The following is an 18,545-nucleotide window of genomic DNA, read 5'->3' on the forward strand; positions in this document are numbered from 1 at the left end:
GTCTTAGGCGCCCCGTTAAACCACGCTGGCCGAACGCAGGTATTACGGAGCGGGTAAACCGGCAGGACGCCGGTTTAGCCGCGACGGGGCAGGGACGCCCCGTCGCGGCGGCCCGCGGAGTAATGCCGGAGAGAGGGCACACCGAGCCATAGCGAGGTGCCGAGTGGTGGGGCAAGAGCGTTTTGCTTACTTTTGCGCTGTTCAAAAGTGAGCCGCTGTAAGAGCGGAACCATAAGCGGCCGTTACCGCAGCAACGGATATGCCCCCACCCTCCAGCAGGTCAAAAATTCTGCCCCATGGAAAACTGGAACACCTGCTTGGTTGCATTCTCCGGCGTACGCACCGGCAGCGCCAGGTTGATACTCAACGGCCCCAACGGGCTATACCACGTAGCACCAACGCCCACCGAGGCGGCCAACTGACTGAGGTCAACCCCATTGCAACCCTGAGTGGTAGTCAGCGCGCACTTGTCTGAGTACACGTTACCCACATCCCAGAAGACGGAGGTGCGGACCGACTTGTTGTCCTTGAGGAACGGCATCGGGAACAGGTATTCCGCCCCACCGGTGATCAGAATGTTACCGCCCAACGCCTCCGCATCCCGGTCTGAATAGTACTCCTGCCCCGCACTGGCATACGCGCCCGTGGCCGGCGTACTACGCGGCCCAAGCGTCCCGCTCTCAAACCCCCGCACCGAACCCTCGCCCCCGGCGGTGTAGTTTTCATAAAACGGCAGGCCGTCCGTCGAGCCGTATCCGTCGGCGTAACCGAGCTTGGTATGGAAGCGCAGCGTTGTCGAATTGGTAACCGGCAGGAACGCCTGCCCGGAATAATCGACCTTGTAGAAACTCAGGTCACTGCCCGGCACGGTCACCGTCAGGTTCAGGTTCTGCGAGTAACCACGGGTCGGCATCACGCCTTTGTTCAGGGTTGACTCCGACCAACCCAGGTTGGCCTTGAAGTTGGTGAACTCACTGCCGTTGTGCTGCAGAAAGTCGTAGATCTCGTCGGAGCTGTAGACACCCGGGTCGATGCTGTCGTGTTGCACCGTCAGGCCAAAACTCAACCGCGAGGTTTCATTGATCGGGTAGCCGAGTGTGGCCCCGGCGCCATAGCTGTTGATGGAGTAGTAGGAAACACCGCTGCCATCGTCGTAGTAGTTGTTGTAATCGGTGGCGCTATAGAACGCGTTGTAGCCCAGGCTCACCCCGTCCGGTGTGAAGTAGGGGTTGGTAAAGCCGATGTTGTACTTGCTTTGGTATTGCGAGCGGGTCAAGCCCAGGCTGGCGTAGTTCCCGGTACCGAGGAAGTTGTTCTGGGTGATGGAGCCGCCGAGGATCAGCCCCGCATCCTGGGCAAACCCGACGCTGGCGGTGATCGAGCCGGACGCCTGTTCTTCCACGGCGTAGTTCACATCCAGCTGGTCATCTACACCCGCCACGGCCGGGGTTTCAACGTTGACCTCTTTAAAGAACCCCAGGCGCTCCAGGCGGACCTTGGACTGGTCGATCAGGTAGGTCGAGGCCCAGCCGCCTTCCATCTGGCGCATTTCCCGGCGCAGTACCTGGTCGTCGGTCTTGGTGTTGCCACGGAAGTTGATGCGGTTCACGTAGGCGCGCTTGCCCGGGTCGACGGCAAACACGATGTCCACGGTGTGGTCTTCATCGTGGGGTGTGGGTACGCCGTTGACGTTGGCGAAGGTGTAGCCGTCGTTACCCAGGCGCCGGGTAATCAGGTCCGAGGTGGTGGTCATCAGCTTGCGCGAGAATACCTGGCCTTTCTGCACCAGCAACAGGGCCTCGAGCTGGTCCTGCGGGACTTTCAATTCGCCGCTGAGCTTCACGTCGCGCACCGTGTATTTCTCGCCTTCGTTGATGTTGACGGTGATGTAGACGTGTTTCTTGTCCGGGGTGATGGACACCTGGGTCGAGGTGATATCCATGTTGATATAGCCCCGGTCCAGGTAATAGGAGCGCAGGCGCTCCAGGTCACCGGTGAGTTTTTCGCGGGCGTACTTGTCATCGTTGGTGAAGAACGACAGCCAATTGCTGGTCTTGAGGGTGAAGGTGCCGGCCAGTTCCTTGTCGGTAAATACCTTGTTGCCCACTACGTTGATGTGCTGGATCGCGGCCACGGAGCCTTCGTCGATCTTGATCTTCAGGCCCACGCGGTTGCGCGGTTGCGGCAGTACTTCGGTGTCGACCGTGGCCGCGTAGCGACCCTGGGCCACGTACTGGCGCTGCAGTTCGTTGCGCATGCCTTCGAGGGTGGCACGCTGGAAGATCTCGCCCTCGGCCAGGCCCGACTGCTTCATGCCTTTGAGCAGGTCTTCGGTGGCGATGGCCTTGTTGCCTTCGAACTCGATGCTGGACACCGAGGGGCGCTCGACCACATTGATGATCAACACGGTGCCGTCGCGGCTCAACTGGATGTCCTGGAAGAAGCCGGTCTTGAACAACGCGCGGGTGGAATCCACCAGGCGCCGATCATCCGCTTCGTCCCCCACGTTCAGCGGCAAGGCACCAAACACGCTGCCTGCAGAAACCCGTTGCAGGCCGTTGATACGGATATCCGAGATTTTGAAGGCTTCAGCGTGTGCAAGTGTGACATTGAGCAGCAGCGCAACCGAGCAGAGCAGGCGCGAAAAATTCATCAAGATCTTTTCCAGAACACATCGACAAGCAGCGCAAGCGCGCCGGGATGACCCGCCGCAGACGGGTCACCACAACGCGGCCAGACGGGTGGACGGCAAGCATAAGAGCGCCGGGGGTTTGGTGCGGTTAACCAAGTGTCAAGTTAGGTAAAGGTTGGCCCCGGGGCGGTGACGCTGGGCGATACTGTGGCCAGACCCCTTCACGAGCTCGCCATGATCCGCGTATTGCTAGTCGACGATGACCAGGAACTGACTGAAATGCTGAGCCAATACCTGGAGCATGAAGGCTTTGAGGCGACCTGCGTGCACACCGGCGAGGAGGGCGAAGTGGAGGCGCTGTCGGGGCGCTACAGCATTGTGGTACTGGACGTGATGCTGCCCAGGCTGTCGGGCATCGAGGTGCTGCGGCGTATCCGCGCCAGCAGCCAGGTGCCGGTGGTGTTGCTCACCGCCCGCGGCGACAACATCGACCGCATCACCGGGCTGGAGCTTGGCGCGGACGATTACGTGCCCAAGCCCAGTTCCCCCGGTGAGCTGGTGGCGCGCCTGCGCGCCATCATGCGCCGGGTGCAGCCCGTGGGCCAGCCGACCGGGGAGGTCATCAAGACCGGCGCGCTGATGCTGTGGCCCGGCAAACGCCAGGCCCGTTGGAACGGTTGCGAGCTGGGGCTGACCAGCACCGAATTCAGCCTGCTTGAAGTGCTGGCCCGCTGCGCCGGCCAGGTGGTGAGCAAAAAGGACCTGTCCCTCAACGCCCTGGGTTGCCCGCTGACCCGCTATGACCGGCGCATCGACGTGCACATCAGCAGCATTCGCCAGAAGTTGGGCCCGCGCCCCGACGCCAAGGCCTGGATCCAGAGTGTGCGCGGCCTCGGCTACCTGTTGATCGCCGAATGATGAAACCCAGCCGGCTGTTCTGGAAACTGTTCCTGGCCTTTTGGCTGGCCACCAGCCTGACGTTCCTGGTGGGGTTGAGCATTCTGGTGGCGGGCAGCCTGGGGCCCGGGGATCATCACCTGGATGCGATCCTGGCCAGCGAAGAACAGTTGCTGGCGCAATACGGTGTCGATTCGGGCCGCCAGCTCCTGGCGGTGTGGGAGCCTGCCCGCGGCCAGGCCATCGGTGTCTATGACAGTGCCGGTCAACTGCTGGCCGGCATGCCGGTCCTGCGGCCGGCTTATGAAAAGTCGCTGATCAGCAAGGACGGCGTCGCGCTGTCACTGAGGTCGTCCCTGAAACCTCACGACCCCGGGCGGCTGGGCCATTGGATTCCGTTGATCATCGGCACCATGATGAGTGCGCTGTTCAGCGGGTACATGGCCTACTACCTGGCGTGGCCGTTGGCATTCCTGCGGCGGGCGATGGGCGAGGTGGCCCAGGGGCGCTTCGAAACCCGGGTGCGGCCGATGATGGGCAAGCGCCGTGATGAAATCGTCGACCTGGCCGAAGACTGCGACCGCATGGCCAACCAGCTGAGACTGCTGGTGGAAGCCCAGCAACAGCTGCTGCACGACATCTCCCATGAACTGCGCTCACCGTTGACGCGCATGCAAGCGGCCATCGGGCTGCTGCAGCAAGCCCCGGCACGCGAGGAAATGCTCGGGCGCATCCAGCGTGAATCGGCGCGCATGGACACACTGATCGAGGCGCTGTTGACCCTGGCGCGCGTGCAGGGCCGCCCCGAGAGCATCGAGCGCGAGCCGGTGGATATCGTCGAATTGCTGGCGGTGATTGTCGAGGATGCGCAGTTCGAGGCCGGTATCAAAGGCTGTCGTGTCAGCTTGCAGGCGTGCCCGGCCTTTGTCAGTTGTGCCAGCGGCGAGCTGTTGTACCGGTGTTTCGAGAATATCGTTCGAAATGCGGTGCGCTACACGCGACCGGATACGACGGTGCTGGTCACGGCGCAGATCAATCCCTACACACCCTGGCTGAGGGTTTTGATCAGTGACCAGGGGCCGGGGGTTGAACCGCTGCGGTTGCCGCGTATTTTCTGGCCCTTTGAACGCGGCCCGAACGACGCCGATAGCGGTTTCGGACTGGGCCTGGCGATCGCCTTGCGGGCTGTGGAAATGCATGGCGGTACCATCGTGGCGTACAACCAGCCACCCGGCGGGTTGACCGTGGAAATCAACCTGCCCCGGCTGGGATCTTTACACGAAATTACATTGGCTTGACCGCCCTGTACGCCCTGCGCCCTTAGACTTTCCCTCTGCGTGAGCTGATGTTCAGTGACGCCATTGGCGTGGAGGTGGCGATGTTTCAGGTGCACAAAAAGGGCTTCGTGGCCGGCAAGAAAATGGTCGATGGGTTGGTGCCCTACGATTTCTTCTGCGAAGACAGCCCGGCGATCAATCTGTTTGTGTTTACCGGTTCGGCCGCCCTCGGCCAAACCGTGGAAGAGCAAACATTGTGGGGCTTTACCCGGCTGGAGCGGTTCGAAGCCATGAGCGGCGCCCTGGTGGCAAACAGGAAGAACGACGGCTGGTTTCAAAGCGTCAACGTACTCACCGGGCCCAACCAGAACGGCACCCAAAGCGTGAAGTTCCAGCGGGTGCTGAAGATCATCAGGCATGTCACTGCAACCAAGTTTGAATACGAGATTCATACGGATGAAGGCGACACCTACTTTACCCGCCGGCCCGCTGCGCCCGACTGTGCGCAAACCATTATTTATGCAGCGGATCAGTGATGCCCGGATCGCCCCCAAGGCAGTCCACCAGGTGCACCAGGCAGCGTTCCAGCGCATCGGCCAGTTCCTCTAGCCTGCCCGGCGAAGCCTGTGCAGCAGCCTCAAGGTTTTCGCAGCACACAATCAGCTGTTCGTAGCGAATCAACCGGGCGGGGCCTTTCACCCTATGGGCAAACTCCGCCAACCCTTCCCGGTCATCCTCCCGGATCAGCGTGGCCAGAAGGTCGATATCCACGCGACTGTTGCTCAGTAACTCATCCTTCAATTCCTGAATCACCGCGGGGTTGTCGAAGGTGAATGCGCCCAGCTGTTTTTCGATGCATGTGATGCTGGGGTCGGCCCCTTGATCCTGTGCAAAGCACTCGGCCTGTAAAGGCTGCAAACGGTCGATCAGTTGCTGAAGACTCACGGGTTTGAACAGGCAGTCATTCATGCCCGAGTCGAGGCAACGCTGTTTTTCTTCCGGCGCGGTGTTGGCGGTGAAACCCAGCAGCAGGCAGTTGGGTTCCCCTCGTTGTTGCTCTTGCCGGCGAATCGAGCGCGCCAGTTCATAGCCGCTCATGCCGGGCATGTTGCAATCGCTGATTACCACGTCGAACGGTTGGCTGTTCCACAGTTCCAACGCGTGCGTGCCACTTTGCGCCTCATGTACGTCGTGCCCCAGGTAACTGAGTTGTTGGCGCAAGACCACACGGTTGGCGATGAAGTCATCCACGATCAGTACGCTTAATGCACCGCTGGCCTTTGGGGGCTGCGGTGGCTGCTCGGCGGGCGCGTCCATCAGTTGTTGGCGATCGCTCAGCCCCAGGTCGTCGGCGCAAATGCCTTCACATTCGTTGATCAAGTGTTTCAACACGCCAGCCCCTAAATAATACTATTGCGCCGCGCCATATCCGCGAGCTCAACCACCGACGTCACATTCAGCTTTGCGAAAAGCCGGGCTTTATAACAGCTGATGGTCTTGCTGCTGAGCAGGATATTGGTGGCGATGTCTTTATTGCTCATGCCGTTGGACAGCTGCTGGAACACCGAGAGTTCACGGTTGGACAAGGTCGCAATCAGTTGCTCCTCGTGCGTGAACACACCGACCTTGCCATTGAGCGGAACGCTGCTCTGGGGGAAGTACACATAGCCGTCCATCACGCTCTTGATGGCCTGGGGCAGGGTACTGAGCTCATCGCTCTTGCAGATAAAACCGGCGGCCCCGGCAGTGACGCAGCGCATGGCGTAATGCTCGGGTGACAGGTAGGACAGCACGATGATTTTGGGGGTCATTTCCAGCGCGCGGATTCTCTCGATCACCGTGATGCCGTCCATGCGCGGCATGGTGATATCCAGCAGTACCAGGTCGGGCGTCCATTCACGGACCGCGGTGATCGCATCAACACCATTGTCGGCTTCTGCCACGACTTTGTGCCCGGCCTGAGTCACCAGCGCGCGTACGGAAGCTCTGATAAAGGGGTGGTCATCGACCAGTACAACTTTATGCATGTGCAACTTCCCTGATCGTCTGATGGAGTTTGGCGCGGGATATTAACGCTGTTTCGATGTCAGTCATGTCTCTTAAAGATGTAGGAAATTGCCCGGAAATTTTGTCGCTCACTTAGCTCTACTCATTAGAGCTGTCTATAAGAAATTTCTTGCAAGAACGTAAGTGGCGGCTCACAGACTTCGTCCTTTCTTCCCGATAGGCTTTCTTTCCGTTGTTCGGCGTTACGCCGTGCAAAAGAACGGCGCCTGCCTGGCGTTCTCACTTGCAGTCTGGAAATAGTGATGAAATCAAAAATTTATAGCCGCCGTGCCGTCTTTACGTGCACGTCTTCGGCGGTTCTGCTGTCGGCGATGTTGGCCTCTCAAGGCGCCAGCGCCCACGGGCATGCGCAATACCCGCCATCGCGTGCCTATGCTTGCCAGCAAGGTTTGAACAACGACTGCGGCAACGCGCAATACGAACCACAAAGTGTCGGTGAAACCTTCAAGGGGTTTCCTGCCGGTGCTGGCGGCGGGCCTCTGCAGGGGCCGGTTGACGGCAAGATCGCCAGTGGTGGCAACCCGTCTTTTTCAGCGATGGACGCCCAGTCCGCCACACGTTGGTACAAGACGGAATTGAAGGATCGCAGCATTGATTTCCAGTGGAGGTACACGGCCGTGCACCCGGCCACCAAACATGAGTACTTCATCACCCGCAAGGACTGGAACCCGAACCAACCCCTGACCCGTGCCTCGTTCGACAGCGCGCCGTTCTGTGAGGTCGATGGCCGTGGCGAGAAGCCTGTGGCCGATACCAAGCATCACTGCACCATCCCGGATGACAGGTCTGGCTATCACGTGATCCTGGCGGTGTGGACGGTGGCTGATACGGATGCGGCGTTCTATAGCGTCGTCGATGTCGACATTCAAGCCGAAGCGGCGTTGCCTGGAGGCTGGTCCGCAGTGGGAAACATCGCCAGCGAGACCACCTTGCTGGCCGGTGACAAGGTCAAGGCCCGCGCCTTTAACGGCAGCGGTGAGAGCACCCCTTACAGCGTTGAAATCAGCATCGACAATGCTGAAGAAGGCAAACCGCAGGAGTGGGCATTCAAACTCGCGGAAAAAATTAACCAGACCCACGAGTTGGTACGTGCCGGTGTCCGTAACGATGCGGGCGACATCGAACCGGTCAAAGGCAGCAACACGATCTATGCCCAGAAAGAAAGCGGCGTAGTGCGCTACGAAATTCAGCAGGAGATGCAAGAAGACATCGCCGCCACCCTGGCGCTGGGCGCCATCAAGCCTGAATACGTGCTGGAAAAAGGGTTGGTCAAGCTCGATTTCGGCATGGTGGGCAACCGTCAAATGAACATCGAAGCCACCTTGTTCGATGACAAAAACAAAGCCACGGGCAGCCTCAAGCAGACCGTCGAGAGTGGCTCTGCAACCCTGGAGATGGACGTGCGTTCCAATCCGGGCCCGCACACCCTGACGCTGGTAGGCACCACTCTGGATGGCCGCACCACGCGCCAGGATACCCAGGCGGTGACCCTGTCGGGTGAAGGCGCCGGCATCGAGTACGACTTCGTCTTCCCTCAGGGCCTGGCAAGCTATAAGGCTGGTACCAAGGTGCTGCAACCCAAGACCAATGAGGTTTACGAATGCAAGCAATGGCCGGCCGACGGTTATTGCAAACAATACAGCCCGAGCGCCAACGGCTATGAGCCGGGCGTAGGTGCGCATTCGCACGCCGCATGGGACAAGCTGTAAATCCTGCCTGATGTTTCGGGCGGCCTGAGCCAGGCCGCCCGACTTTTTTATCCAGAGTCGAGTCACACATGTCAGTTTCCGGTTACTCGAGACAGCGAGTGCTGCTGCACTGGTTGTCGGCGGTGGTCATTCTGTGGACGCTGGTGTCCGGTTTTTATATCGCCAGCCTGCCGGTGCCTGCCGCAATCAAACACGCGGTCGGGTTTTTCAATGTGTCGCTGACCACGGTGTTTATCCCGGTGTTCGTCTGGCGCATCTTCCTCACGATTCTGCATGCCCAGCCTGCGCGCGTGATATCTCTGTCCCTTGTGCAACTGCTCGCAACGTTCGGCCATCTGTCGATCTACCTCATGGTGGGTGTGGTGCTGTTCAGCGGCGTATTGATGATGGACCGCCCGATCAGCGTGTTCGCGCTGCTGGAAATCCCCCAGCCCTTGAGCGACCCGGTGCTGATTGCCCGCTGTTTTGCCGTGCATATCGTGGCCTGCGTCATGCTGTTACTGCTGGTGCTGCTGCACATCGGCGCGGTGGTGGTGCATGAGCTGTGCGGCGACCGTGTGTTGCGCCGGATGTTGCTGCGCCCGCGCGTCCACCGTGCACAGCCCCGATACAGATGAGCTTGCCGTGAGCGTTGGATTACCGGGGCGGCGCTTGAGTGTGGCCGGGCTGCTGTTGTTGCCCGTGGCCTACGGGGCGTTTCTGGTCTGGCAAGAGCTGCGGTTTCGCCAGCACTTCACCGCTGCGCCAATCGCCGACACGTCGGCGCCGGTCGCCCCGTTGCGTGAGGCGCTGGATGCGACAGCCGTGGCGACCGTGCTGGGGCTGGTGCCGCAAACCCATCTGCGGGCGAGCACGCAGAACCTCACCTTACAGGCCAGTTTTATCGCGCGTAACGGGTTGTCGAAGGCGCTGTTGGCCGACGCCCAAGGCTCGCGGCTGTACGTGGTGGGCGAGCATTTGCCCGGTGGCAGCACGTTGCGCCGGGTGAGCGCCGACCATGTGGTGCTGTGGAACAAAGGCCGCGAGGAGCGGCTGATGTTGCAAACCGGCGGCGACCGTTTCCTGCAACGGCTTGAGGCGGGCACCGAGACGCCGATACCGGCGATTCCCACGCGTTTTCTACGCCCGATGGCCGGGCAATCAGAGTGATCAAGTTGATGAAGCGTTTTCCCAGCGTCAATACCCTGCGCTCTTTGCTGCTTTTTTCGGCCTTGTGCGCAGGGCTGTTTCATGACGCGACGTGGGCCGAAGAAGAAAAATGGCAACTGGCGATGAACAATGCCGAACTGCGGGACATCGTCGAAGAAATATCCGACATCCTCGGCACCACCGTGGTGCTCGACCCGCGAGTGTCCGGGCGTGTGACGGTGATGTCGCGCCAGGCCCTGGATCGGGAGGGCGTGCGCCGGCTGTTCTACTCGGTGCTCGATGCCCACAACTTCACCGTGATCGACGAGGGCGACCGGATCCTGATTGCCCCGGTTGCCGAGGCCAAGACCCGCGCCGGCCAGAGCGCCGGCAACAAAACCACGGCCTCGCAGTTCACCACTCAGGTCATCGCCCTGGGCAGCAGCAGTGCCGGTGACATTGCCGGGCTGGTGCGACCGCTGGTGTCGAGCAACGGCTATGTCGGCCCGTCGGTATCGGCCAACGCCCTGGTGATTACCGACACGGCGGCCAATGTAGGCCGGATCGCGCAGGTGGTGCGCCAGCTGGATTCCGGGAAAAGCCAACAGCATGTGGTGCTGCCCCTGCAACACGCCCAGGCCGCCGATGTCGCGCCGGTGCTCGAAGCCGCGATGGGTAAACGCAGCGCCGACACGGCGATCCAGGTGCTGGCCGATACGCGCACCAACCGCCTGTTGTTTGTCGGCCCGCCCGAGGTACGTCAACGGCTGCTCGACATGGCGCGCAGCCTCGATGTGCCGGCCACGGCGATCCTCGATAACGCCCGGGTGATTCGTCTGCGCCACAGCGACGCCAGACAACTGGCCGAGGTGTTGGACTCGATGATGCAGGGCAAGAAGCCGGCGGCTGCCGTGGCGGGTGCCCGGGATAACGCACCGGGTGCCAGCTTCATGATCAAGGCGGACGAAAGCCAGAACGCCCTGGTGCTGATCGCCGAGCCGGCGCAGATCCGTACCATCGAAAACATCGTCCGCCAACTGGACCAGCCCCGGGCGCAGGTGTTGATCCACGCGGCGATCGTCGAGATCACCGGGGATATTTCCGAAGCCATCGGCGTGCAGTGGGGGATCGACAAAGGGGACGCCAAAGGCTTCATCAACTTCCCGGGCGCCGGCATTCCGATCATTGGCGGGCTGAATTTCGACGGCGATAAAGCGGCCCCCGAAGCCGCCGTCCTGAAGCTCGGTACGGACCGCTTTGGCGCACTGATTTCCGCCCTGGCCAGCAATACCCGCAGCAACCTGTTGTCCACACCGAGCCTGCTGACCCTGGACAACCAGGAAGCCGAAATCATCGTGGGCCAGAACGTACCGTTCAAGACCGGTTCCTATTCCACCAACAGCAGCGGCGCCGACAATCCGTTCACGACGGTGGAGCGCAAGGACGTCGGCATCAGCCTCAAGATCAAGCCCTACATCAACGAGGGTTCAACCTTGCGCCTGGAGGTCGAGCAGGAAGTCTCTGACATTGCACCGTCGGTGTCGGGCATCGACTCCTCGGATTTGATCACCAACAAACGTGCGCTAAAAAGCACCATCCTGGCGGACGACGGCGAGATCATCGTGATCGGCGGTCTGATCAAGGACAGCGTGCGCACCCAGGCCAGTGGCGTGCCGTTGCTGCGGGACATTCCGTACCTGGGCGCGTTGTTTCGCTGGAGCCGCGACACCCAGACCAAAAGCAACCTGATGGTGTTCCTGCGCCCCACGATCGTGCGCAGCAAGCAGGATTTGTCGGCTGTCAGCCAGCAGCGCTACGACACCCTGCGTGAGCTGAGCAAGCCGGGGGCGCAGGAAAATAACTCACTGTTGTTGCCGCTGGATGCCAGTGAGTTGTTCGATCCACCGGTGGTGGACCTACGTAAAAAAGCGCCGAATCCATGACGGTGGCCTGCGAGCAATTGCCCTTCGGTTTCGCCAGGCGTTTTGGCGTGTTGCTGGACCGTGGCGAGGCCGGCTGGTACCTGGCGTTGCGCGCTGATACGCCGCTGGCGGCCATCGGCGAGGCCCGCCGGGTGTGTGGCCGTGACTTGCCGCTGCTGCGCCTGGACGCCGACACCTTTGCGACGCGCCTGGCGGCGGTCTACCGCGAAGGCCAAAGCGCGGCGCAGGCGGTCGCCCAGGGCCTGGACGACGAATTGGACCTGCTGAGCCTGGTGGACCAGGTGCCGCAAACCACCGATCTGCTGGAGCAGCAAGGCGATGCGCCGATTATCCGCCTGATCAACGCTCTGCTCAGCGAAGCCGTGCGCGAGCAGGCCTCCGATGTGCACCTGGAGACCTTTGAGCACTACCTGTCGGTGCGTATGCGAGTCGATGGCCAACTGCGCGAAATACTCCGGCCAAGGCGTGAGCTGGCGACGTTGCTGGTGTCGCGGATCAAGGTCATGGCGCGCCTGGACATTGCCGAAAAACGTATCCCCCAGGACGGCCGGATCGCCTTGCGCCTGGCCGGGCATGAGGTCGATGTGCGGGTCTCCACGTTGCCCTCGGCCCATGGCGAGCGAGTGGTGTTGCGGCTGCTGGACAAACAGGCCGGGCGCCTGCAACTGCCGCGCCTGGGCATGCCCGACGAGACCCTGGCGGCGTTGCGACAGTTGCTGGGCAAACCCCACGGCATCTTCCTGGTCACCGGCCCCACCGGCTCCGGCAAAACCACCAGCCTGTACGCGGCGCTCAGCAGCCTGAACGATCAGACCCGTAACATCCTGACGGTGGAAGATCCCATCGAATATCACCTGCCGGGTGTCGGCCAGATGCCGGTCAACCCCAAGGTCGACATGACCTTCGCCCGAGGCCTGCGTGCCATCCTGCGCCAGGATCCGGATGTGGTCATGGTCGGTGAGATCCGCGACCGCGAGACTGCCGAAATCGCGGTCCAGGCTTCGCTCACCGGGCACCTTGTGCTGTCGACGCTGCACACCAACAGCGCGGTGGGGGCGGTGACCCGGCTGGTAGACATGGGTGTTGATGCGTACCTGTTGGCATCGTCCCTGGTGGGGATTCTGGCCCAACGCCTGTTGCGTGCATTGTGCCCGCACTGCAAGGCCGCCGGCATCGCCGATGCCTGCGCCTGCCGGCGTCTGGGGGTCGACCCCCTGGCGGCGCCGCAGGTATTCAGTGCGGTGGGTTGTGAGCAGTGCCAGCAGGGCTATCGCGGGCGTATCGGGATTTACGAGTTGGTGTGTGTGACGCCGGCCGTGGCCGCGCTGATTCACCAGGGCGCCAGCGAGCTGGCACTGACCGATGAGGTGCGCAAGGCGTCGCGCAGCCTGTTTCAGGACGGCCGCCAGCGGGTACTCGACGGCATGACCAGCGTCGACGAACTGTTGCGCGTGACGCAGGAGGTTTAGGGGATGGCAACCTTCGAATACCGTGCCCAGGATGGGGCGGGCCGTGGCTGCCGGGGCCGGGTGGAAGCCGACAGCCCGCAACAGGCGCGCCAGCAAGTGCGGGCTCGCGGGTTGTGGCCGCGCAGTGTGACCGAGGTCAAGGCCAGCGGCGCCACACACACTACGCCCCGCGCAGGGCGCCTTAGTGCGGCAGACCTGGCGCTGCTGACCTTGCAACTGTCGACACTGGTCCAGGCCGGGCTGCCGCTGGAAGAAGCCCTGCACGCCGTGGCCCGGCAAAGCGCCAGGCGCCGGGTGGCCGGGTTGTTATCGGCGGTGCGCAGCCGGGTCATGGAGGGGCATTCCCTGGCCATGGCGCTGGGCCTGTTCCCCAAGGCATTCCCCGAACTGTTCTGCGCCACGGTGTCTGCTGGTGAGTGCTCCGGCCACCTGGGCCAGGTGCTGGCGCAATTGGCGGCCTACACCCAGGCGCGTCAGGCGTCACGGCAGAAGATCCAGATGGCCATGGTGTACCCGTTGATCCTGATGACCGCCAGTGTGGCCATCGTCGGCTTTCTGCTGGGCTTTGTCGTACCGGATGTGGTGAAGATTTTTGTCGAAAGCGGCCAGGCCCTGCCTGTGCTGACCCAACTGCTGATCGGCGTGAGTGACGGCCTGCGCCATCACGGTGTGCTGATGGCCGGGCTGCTGGCGGGTGTAATCGGAGCGTGGCGCTGGAGCTTGAAGCAGCCGACCTGGCGCCTGCGCTGGCATCACCTGGCGTTGCAGCTGCCGCTGGTGGGCAAGGTGCTGCGGGAGATGGAAGCCGCACGGTTCGCCAGCACCCTGGCGATTCTCGGCAAAAGCGCCGTGCCCCTGGTGGACGCCCTGGAAATCAGCGCCGCGGTGATCGGCAACCTGACCATCCGCGCGCGCATGGCCGATGTGGCCCGCTCGGTGCGCGAGGGCGGCACCCTGACCCGTGGCCTGGAACTCAGCGGCGACATCCCGCCGATGATGCTGCACATGATCGCCAGCGGCGAGCGAGCCGGTGAACTCGACGCCATGCTTGCCCGTGCGGCCGAACAACAGGAAAGCAGCCTGGCCGCACGGATCACCCTGGTGGTGAGCCTGTTTGAACCTTTCATGCTGGTGCTGATGGGCGGCGTGGTGCTGCTGATCGTACTGGCCATCCTCCTGCCGATTCTGAGCCTCAACCAATTGGTGAACTGACCCATGCAACCTCAACCCAATAACCTGCCGTGCCGACAGCGCGGTTTTACTCTGATCGAAATCATGGTGGTGGTGGTCATCATCGGCATCCTCGGCGCGATTGTGGTGCCGCAATTCATGAGCCGGCCCGACCAGGCCAAAGTCACGGCCACCAAAACCGATGTCCAGGCCATCGCCACCGCGCTGGAGATGTACCGCCTGGACAACCACGACTATCCCTCCACCCAGCAGGGCCTGGAGGCCCTGAGCAAACGCCCCTCCGGCTTGCCGGCGGCGCGGGGCTGGAACCCCCAGGGCTATTTGAAAAGTATCCCGGTGGACCCGTGGGGCACGCCGTATCAGTACCTCAACCCCGGCATGCACTCCCAGGATGGCAGCTATGACCTGTATTCCTTCGGCGCCGATGGTGTGGCGGGCGGGGAAGGGTTCGCCGCCGACATCGGTAACTGGAGCGACTGATGAGGCGCCGCTGTCGAGGCTTTACCTTGCTGGAACTGATGATTGTGATGGTGTTGGCTGGCGTGCTGCTGGGCATGGTCACGTTTGCCGTGGGCGCCAACCCCGGACGTATCGCCCGGCAGGATGCGGAGGCCATCGTGCGGCTGGTTCAACAATCGCGCGATCGCGCCGTGCTGGAAGGTGTGGAATACGGTGTGCGCTTGAGCACCGACGGGTATCGCGCGGTGCGCCTGGCCGGGCAGGATTGGCAACCGGTGAGCAGGCTCTACGCCTGGCCTGCCGAGCTGCGGTTGCGGCTTGAGCAAGAGGGGCAATTCATGAGCCTGGGCGCGGATCAAGGGCCGGCGCAATTGCTGGCCCTGAGCAGTGATGAAACCAGCGAGTTCAGCCTGACATTTTTTATTCAGGGCAAAACCGTGTTGCGCCTGTCCAGCGACGGCATCGGCCAGGTGGTGCTCGATGAATAGTCGCGAGCGGGGTTTTACCTTGCTGGAAGTGATGATCGCGCTCGCGGTGTTTGCCACTCTGGCCGCTGCGGTGTTGTCGGCCAGCCAGTACGTGCTCAAACAGCGCAGTGGGTTGCAAGAGCGGGTGCTGGCGACATGGATCGGGGATAACCACTTGACCGAGCTGCGCCTGCGGCGCGACGTCACGGTGGGTGAGCAGCGGCACGTGGTGCGCATGGACAGCCGCGACTGGCACGTGCGCCAGCAGATCAGTGCCGCACGCGACCCGGTGTTGTTGAGGGTCGACCTGTTTGTCAGCCTGGCCGGCAGCGAATACCCGCTGTACCAGACCCGTGGCTGGATGGCGGCCCGGCATGAATAGCCAGTCCGGTTTTACCTTGCTTGAGCTGGTGATCGCCATGGCGATTTTTGCCCTGTTGGGCCTGGCCAGCTGGAGCCTGTTCGACGGGTTGGTGCGGGTGCAACGCGGTACCGCGACCCACGATAGGGATTTGCGCAACCTGCAGCGGGCGATGGCCTTGATCGAGTGGGACGTGCTGCATGTCACCGAGCAAGCCGTGGTGCTGAAAAACACCTCCCTGCAAGTGCAACGCAGCAACTGGCGCAACCCCCTGGACCAGCCGCGCAGCCAGCGCCAGCAACTGACCTATCGCCTGGAAAACGGCGTGCTGTGGCGTGACAGCATGGGCGAGGGCTCGTCGCGGGTGCAGCGGCAAAAACTGCTCGAAGAGGTGCAGGCCGTCAGTTGGCGCCTTTACGATCCGGCTTCCGGCTGGCGTAGTCACTCGGTCCTGGGCCAATACGCACTGGCGCCCATGGCCCTGGAAGTGCGGTTGAGCGTGGGGCGGTTTGACGCGATCCGGCGCGTGTTGCTATTGCCCGCAGGTTTGCAGTGAGAGGGGGCCAGCGCGGTGTTGCGTTGATCAGTGTGCTGCTGGTGATGAGCCTGGCCTTGCTGTTGGTCAGCGGTTTGTTGCGCAGCCAGCGTTTGCTGTTGCAAAGCAGCGGGCAACAGATGCACCAGGTGAGCTTGCGCCAGCTTGGGGTCGCTGGCGAAACCCGGGCGTTGATGCAGTTGACGCAGGCCGTACAGTCTCGCCCCAAAACCGTCGATTTGACCCAGGAATGGGCACACGGCCTGGTGCTTGAGGACGGCGATGTCCAGGTGACGATCGAAGACCTTTCGGGCCGCTTGAATCTGAATGCCTTGTTGGCACCCGGCAAGGTCGATGCGGTCGCCCTTGAGCGCTGGCAACGCCTGCTGGGGGGGCTCGGCCTGCAGGATTTGCCACTGCCGCCGGTGGGCGCCGTGCGCGAGCTGAGTCAGTTGCGGTTGTTGCCGGGTGTCGACCAGCGCACCTTGGATCAACTGGAACCCTGGGTGGCGTTCCTGCCGGCCCAGGCCACGCTGAACATCAACACCGCACCGGCCCTGGTGCTGCGCACGCTGGGTGACCTCGACACCGAGGCTCTGATGCGCCAGCGCGCCACGCAGGCCTGGCCCAGCGTGCAGGCATTCACCCACGACCCGCTGCTGGCGGGCACCGCCCTCAACGGTCACGGGCTTGGGGTGCAAAGCCGCTGGTACCGCATAACGGTGCAGGCGAGGTCGGGCAAGCGCACTTTTCGCTCGGCCACCGATGTCGAGCTGAACCCCGAGACCCGGCGCTTTAACGTGCTTGCGCGGCGCATTCTCCCTTCGATGGCTAACGAGGTATCGCGATGAAACCCCGCCTGTATTTGAATGCCGAGGGCCTGGCTGAGCCCTCGGCCCAGTGGCCATGCACCCTCTGGTCAGCCGGCCAGCCCGGCCGGCCGATGACCCTGGCCCAGGGAGGCCGGGGACTGATTGGCCAGGCTGTCGAGCTGCTGCTGCCGATGGAACTGTGCAGTTGGGTACGCACCGATCCCTGGCCTTCGCGCCGCCATCCCGGTGCTCAGGCCATCGCGTTCGCGGTGGAAGACCAACTGAGTGAGCCGCTTGAGGCGTTGCACCTGGGCATCGGTGCACGTGACGCCCAAGGTTGTTATCCAGTGATGGTGGTGAACCGGGAGAGGTTTACCGCAGTGCTTGCCTTGATGGCTCAAGCGGGCGTGGCGGTGTGCGCGGTGTTCGTGGATGCCGACGTGCTGCCGGGGGACCAACCCGTGGCGCTGCACAGGGATGGGCGGTGGTTGCTGGGGGGCGGGCTGCCGGCCCGCCTGGTGCTCTGCGACGAGGGTTTGTCACAGCTTGAACCGGCATTGCCCGCCGACCTGCAACGCTTGGATGCCAGCCACATCGATCAATTTCTCTGCGCCCGCCCGGCCCACGCCATTGACCTGCTCAGCGGCGAATTCGCCCTGCGTCGCGCGCTGATGCCCTGGCGTAGCGCCGGCATATCGCTGCTGACCCTGGCGTTGCTGAGCTGGGCCGGCAGTGAGGCCCGGGTGAGCTTTTTGCAGGGTGAAACCCGAGAACTGGCGGCGCGCAACGAGCAGCGGTTCAAGGTGCTTTACCCCGACCAGCCGCGCATTGCCGACCTGGCCATGCAGCTCAAGGCCCTGCAACGGCAACGCGCCGAGCCACAACACACGCACATCGCACGGCTGGTGAGCTTGATGGACCGGGTGGTCGGCGCCAGCAGCGTGGAAGTGCAACGCATCGACTATCGCCAGGGCGAAGGCTGGAAAGTCCAACTCACCGCCAACAGCTTTGCCGAGCTTGAGCAACTGCGCGAGCGTGGCCGGCAGCAGGGCATGCCGGTGCGGCTGGAGAGTGCGAGTCAGCAGCACAACCGGGTGCACGTCAGCCTGGCGATGGAGGATGAGGCATGAGCCGTTGGCAGCAGATTTCCCCGCGTGAGCGCTGGCTGTTGTTGGCCATGGGGCTTTGCCTTCTCGGCGCGCTGGCCTTCAGCCTGGTGTGGCAGCCCACCGTCCAGCGGATGGCCGGCAGCGAGCGCCAGTACCAGCAGCAGATGATGTTGGCTGGGCAACTGCAACAGGCGCGGCCCGGCGGTGTCGCCCGACCAGCTTCCGACCGGCCGCTGTCCTTGCGAGTGAGTGACAGCGCGGTGGCGGCGACGCTGGACATCCAGCAGATGGACAGCGAGGGCGACTCTTTGCGTGTGACGCTCAGTGGTGACGCCCAGGCGCTGCTGGCCTGGCTGGACCGTATGGAGCGAGAGGGCGAGGGCCTGCAATCGCTGAGCCTGGAGAAACGCGACAACCAGTTATGGGCTCGCGTTGTGCTCAGGTAGCCGATAGGTATCTACACTCCATGGCTTGAGCGCCACCATCATG

Annotated in this window: 19 protein-coding genes; 16 read left to right on the forward strand and 3 right to left on the reverse strand. The window is 62.5% G+C overall.

What is annotated here, in order from left to right:
• Window positions 1–280 precede the first annotated feature (280 nt).
• Window positions 281–2,653: an outer membrane protein assembly factor BamA gene (gene bamA, locus HX875_RS26940; protein ID WP_177047313.1), complete on the reverse strand. Its 2,373-nt coding sequence runs from the start codon at window positions 2,651–2,653 to the stop codon at window positions 281–283.
• Window positions 2,654–2,866: 213 nt separating this feature from the next.
• On the opposite strand from bamA, the gene HX875_RS26945 reads away from it, so the two are divergent.
• The 3 genes from HX875_RS26945 (at window position 2,867) to HX875_RS26955 (ending at window position 5,342) form a co-directional block, all read left to right on the forward strand.
• Window positions 2,867–3,550, forward strand: coding sequence for a response regulator transcription factor (locus tag HX875_RS26945; RefSeq protein ID WP_177047315.1), 684 nt, complete (start codon window positions 2,867–2,869; stop codon window positions 3,548–3,550).
• Complete coding sequence (locus HX875_RS26950) at window positions 3,547–4,827, forward strand: sensor histidine kinase (RefSeq protein ID WP_177047317.1); 1,281 nt, start codon at window positions 3,547–3,549, stop codon at window positions 4,825–4,827. Before HX875_RS26945 ends, HX875_RS26950 begins: the two co-directional genes overlap by 4 nt.
• An 80-nt stretch (window positions 4,828–4,907) precedes the next feature.
• Window positions 4,908–5,342, forward strand: coding sequence for a hypothetical protein (locus HX875_RS26955; RefSeq protein ID WP_177047374.1), 435 nt, complete (start codon window positions 4,908–4,910; stop codon window positions 5,340–5,342).
• On the opposite strand, the gene HX875_RS26960 is transcribed toward HX875_RS26955, so the two are convergent.
• The gene (locus tag HX875_RS26960) at window positions 5,320–6,198 is read right to left on the reverse strand and encodes a response regulator (protein ID WP_177047319.1); all 879 of its coding nucleotides are present in this window, start codon (window positions 6,196–6,198) and stop codon (window positions 5,320–5,322) included. The genes HX875_RS26955 and HX875_RS26960 overlap by 23 nt on opposite strands.
• Before the next feature lie 8 nt (window positions 6,199–6,206).
• The gene (locus HX875_RS26965; protein ID WP_177047321.1) at window positions 6,207–6,833 is read right to left on the reverse strand and encodes a response regulator transcription factor; all 627 of its coding nucleotides are present in this window, start codon (window positions 6,831–6,833) and stop codon (window positions 6,207–6,209) included.
• A 282-nt stretch (window positions 6,834–7,115) separates the two neighbouring features.
• Here HX875_RS26965 and gbpA point away from each other — a divergent pair, with 282 nt between their 5' ends.
• The 13 genes from gbpA (at window position 7,116) to gspM (ending at window position 18,502) form a co-directional block, all read left to right on the forward strand.
• Window positions 7,116–8,582, forward strand: coding sequence for an N-acetylglucosamine-binding protein GbpA (gene gbpA / locus HX875_RS26970; RefSeq protein WP_177047323.1), 1,467 nt, complete (start codon window positions 7,116–7,118; stop codon window positions 8,580–8,582).
• Between the two features lie 68 nt (window positions 8,583–8,650).
• On the forward strand, window positions 8,651–9,199 hold the full coding sequence (locus HX875_RS26975; protein WP_177047325.1) for a cytochrome b: 549 nt from the start codon (window positions 8,651–8,653) through the stop codon (window positions 9,197–9,199).
• A gap of 7 nt (window positions 9,200–9,206) precedes the next feature.
• Window positions 9,207–9,731: a type II secretion system protein N gene (locus HX875_RS26980; protein WP_371321500.1), complete on the forward strand. Its 525-nt coding sequence runs from the start codon at window positions 9,207–9,209 to the stop codon at window positions 9,729–9,731.
• Between the two features lie 8 nt (window positions 9,732–9,739).
• The gene (gene gspD, locus HX875_RS26985) at window positions 9,740–11,653 is read left to right on the forward strand and encodes a type II secretion system secretin GspD (protein ID WP_177047329.1); all 1,914 of its coding nucleotides are present in this window, start codon (window positions 9,740–9,742) and stop codon (window positions 11,651–11,653) included.
• Complete coding sequence (gene gspE / locus HX875_RS26990; protein ID WP_177047331.1) at window positions 11,650–13,122, forward strand: type II secretion system ATPase GspE; 1,473 nt, start codon at window positions 11,650–11,652, stop codon at window positions 13,120–13,122. The genes gspD and gspE overlap by 4 nt, the downstream gene beginning before the upstream one ends.
• A 3-nt stretch (window positions 13,123–13,125) precedes the next feature.
• The gene (gene gspF, locus HX875_RS26995; RefSeq protein ID WP_177047333.1) at window positions 13,126–14,334 is read left to right on the forward strand and encodes a type II secretion system inner membrane protein GspF; all 1,209 of its coding nucleotides are present in this window, start codon (window positions 13,126–13,128) and stop codon (window positions 14,332–14,334) included.
• Between the two features lie 3 nt (window positions 14,335–14,337).
• Complete coding sequence (gene gspG, locus HX875_RS27000; RefSeq protein ID WP_177047335.1) at window positions 14,338–14,793, forward strand: type II secretion system major pseudopilin GspG; 456 nt, start codon at window positions 14,338–14,340, stop codon at window positions 14,791–14,793.
• Window positions 14,793–15,260 carry a prepilin-type N-terminal cleavage/methylation domain-containing protein gene (locus HX875_RS27005; protein WP_177047337.1) on the forward strand — a complete coding sequence of 156 codons (468 nt, stop codon included), beginning with the start codon at window positions 14,793–14,795 and terminating at the stop codon, window positions 15,258–15,260. The genes gspG and HX875_RS27005 overlap by 1 nt, the downstream gene beginning before the upstream one ends.
• Window positions 15,253–15,621, forward strand: a complete 369-nt coding sequence (gspI, locus tag HX875_RS27010) for a type II secretion system minor pseudopilin GspI (protein WP_177047339.1) — start codon at window positions 15,253–15,255, stop codon at window positions 15,619–15,621. The genes HX875_RS27005 and gspI overlap by 8 nt, the downstream gene beginning before the upstream one ends.
• Window positions 15,614–16,156, forward strand: a complete 543-nt coding sequence (gene gspJ / locus HX875_RS27015) for a type II secretion system minor pseudopilin GspJ (RefSeq protein ID WP_177047341.1) — start codon at window positions 15,614–15,616, stop codon at window positions 16,154–16,156. The genes gspI and gspJ overlap by 8 nt, the downstream gene beginning before the upstream one ends.
• 32 nt (window positions 16,157–16,188) lie before the next feature.
• Window positions 16,189–16,986: a type II secretion system protein GspK gene (locus HX875_RS27020; protein ID WP_371321502.1), complete on the forward strand. Its 798-nt coding sequence runs from the start codon at window positions 16,189–16,191 to the stop codon at window positions 16,984–16,986.
• On the forward strand, window positions 16,983–18,077 hold the full coding sequence (gene gspL, locus HX875_RS27025; protein ID WP_177047345.1) for a type II secretion system protein GspL: 1,095 nt from the start codon (window positions 16,983–16,985) through the stop codon (window positions 18,075–18,077). The genes HX875_RS27020 and gspL overlap by 4 nt, the downstream gene beginning before the upstream one ends.
• On the forward strand, window positions 18,074–18,502 hold the full coding sequence (gspM, locus tag HX875_RS27030; protein WP_177047353.1) for a type II secretion system protein GspM: 429 nt from the start codon (window positions 18,074–18,076) through the stop codon (window positions 18,500–18,502). Before gspL ends, gspM begins: the two co-directional genes overlap by 4 nt.
• Window positions 18,503–18,545 lie beyond the last annotated feature (43 nt).

This window comes from Pseudomonas yamanorum (assembly GCF_013386765.1).
In the GTDB taxonomy this organism is placed as follows: Bacteria; Pseudomonadota; Gammaproteobacteria; order Pseudomonadales; family Pseudomonadaceae; genus Aquipseudomonas; species Aquipseudomonas yamanorum_A.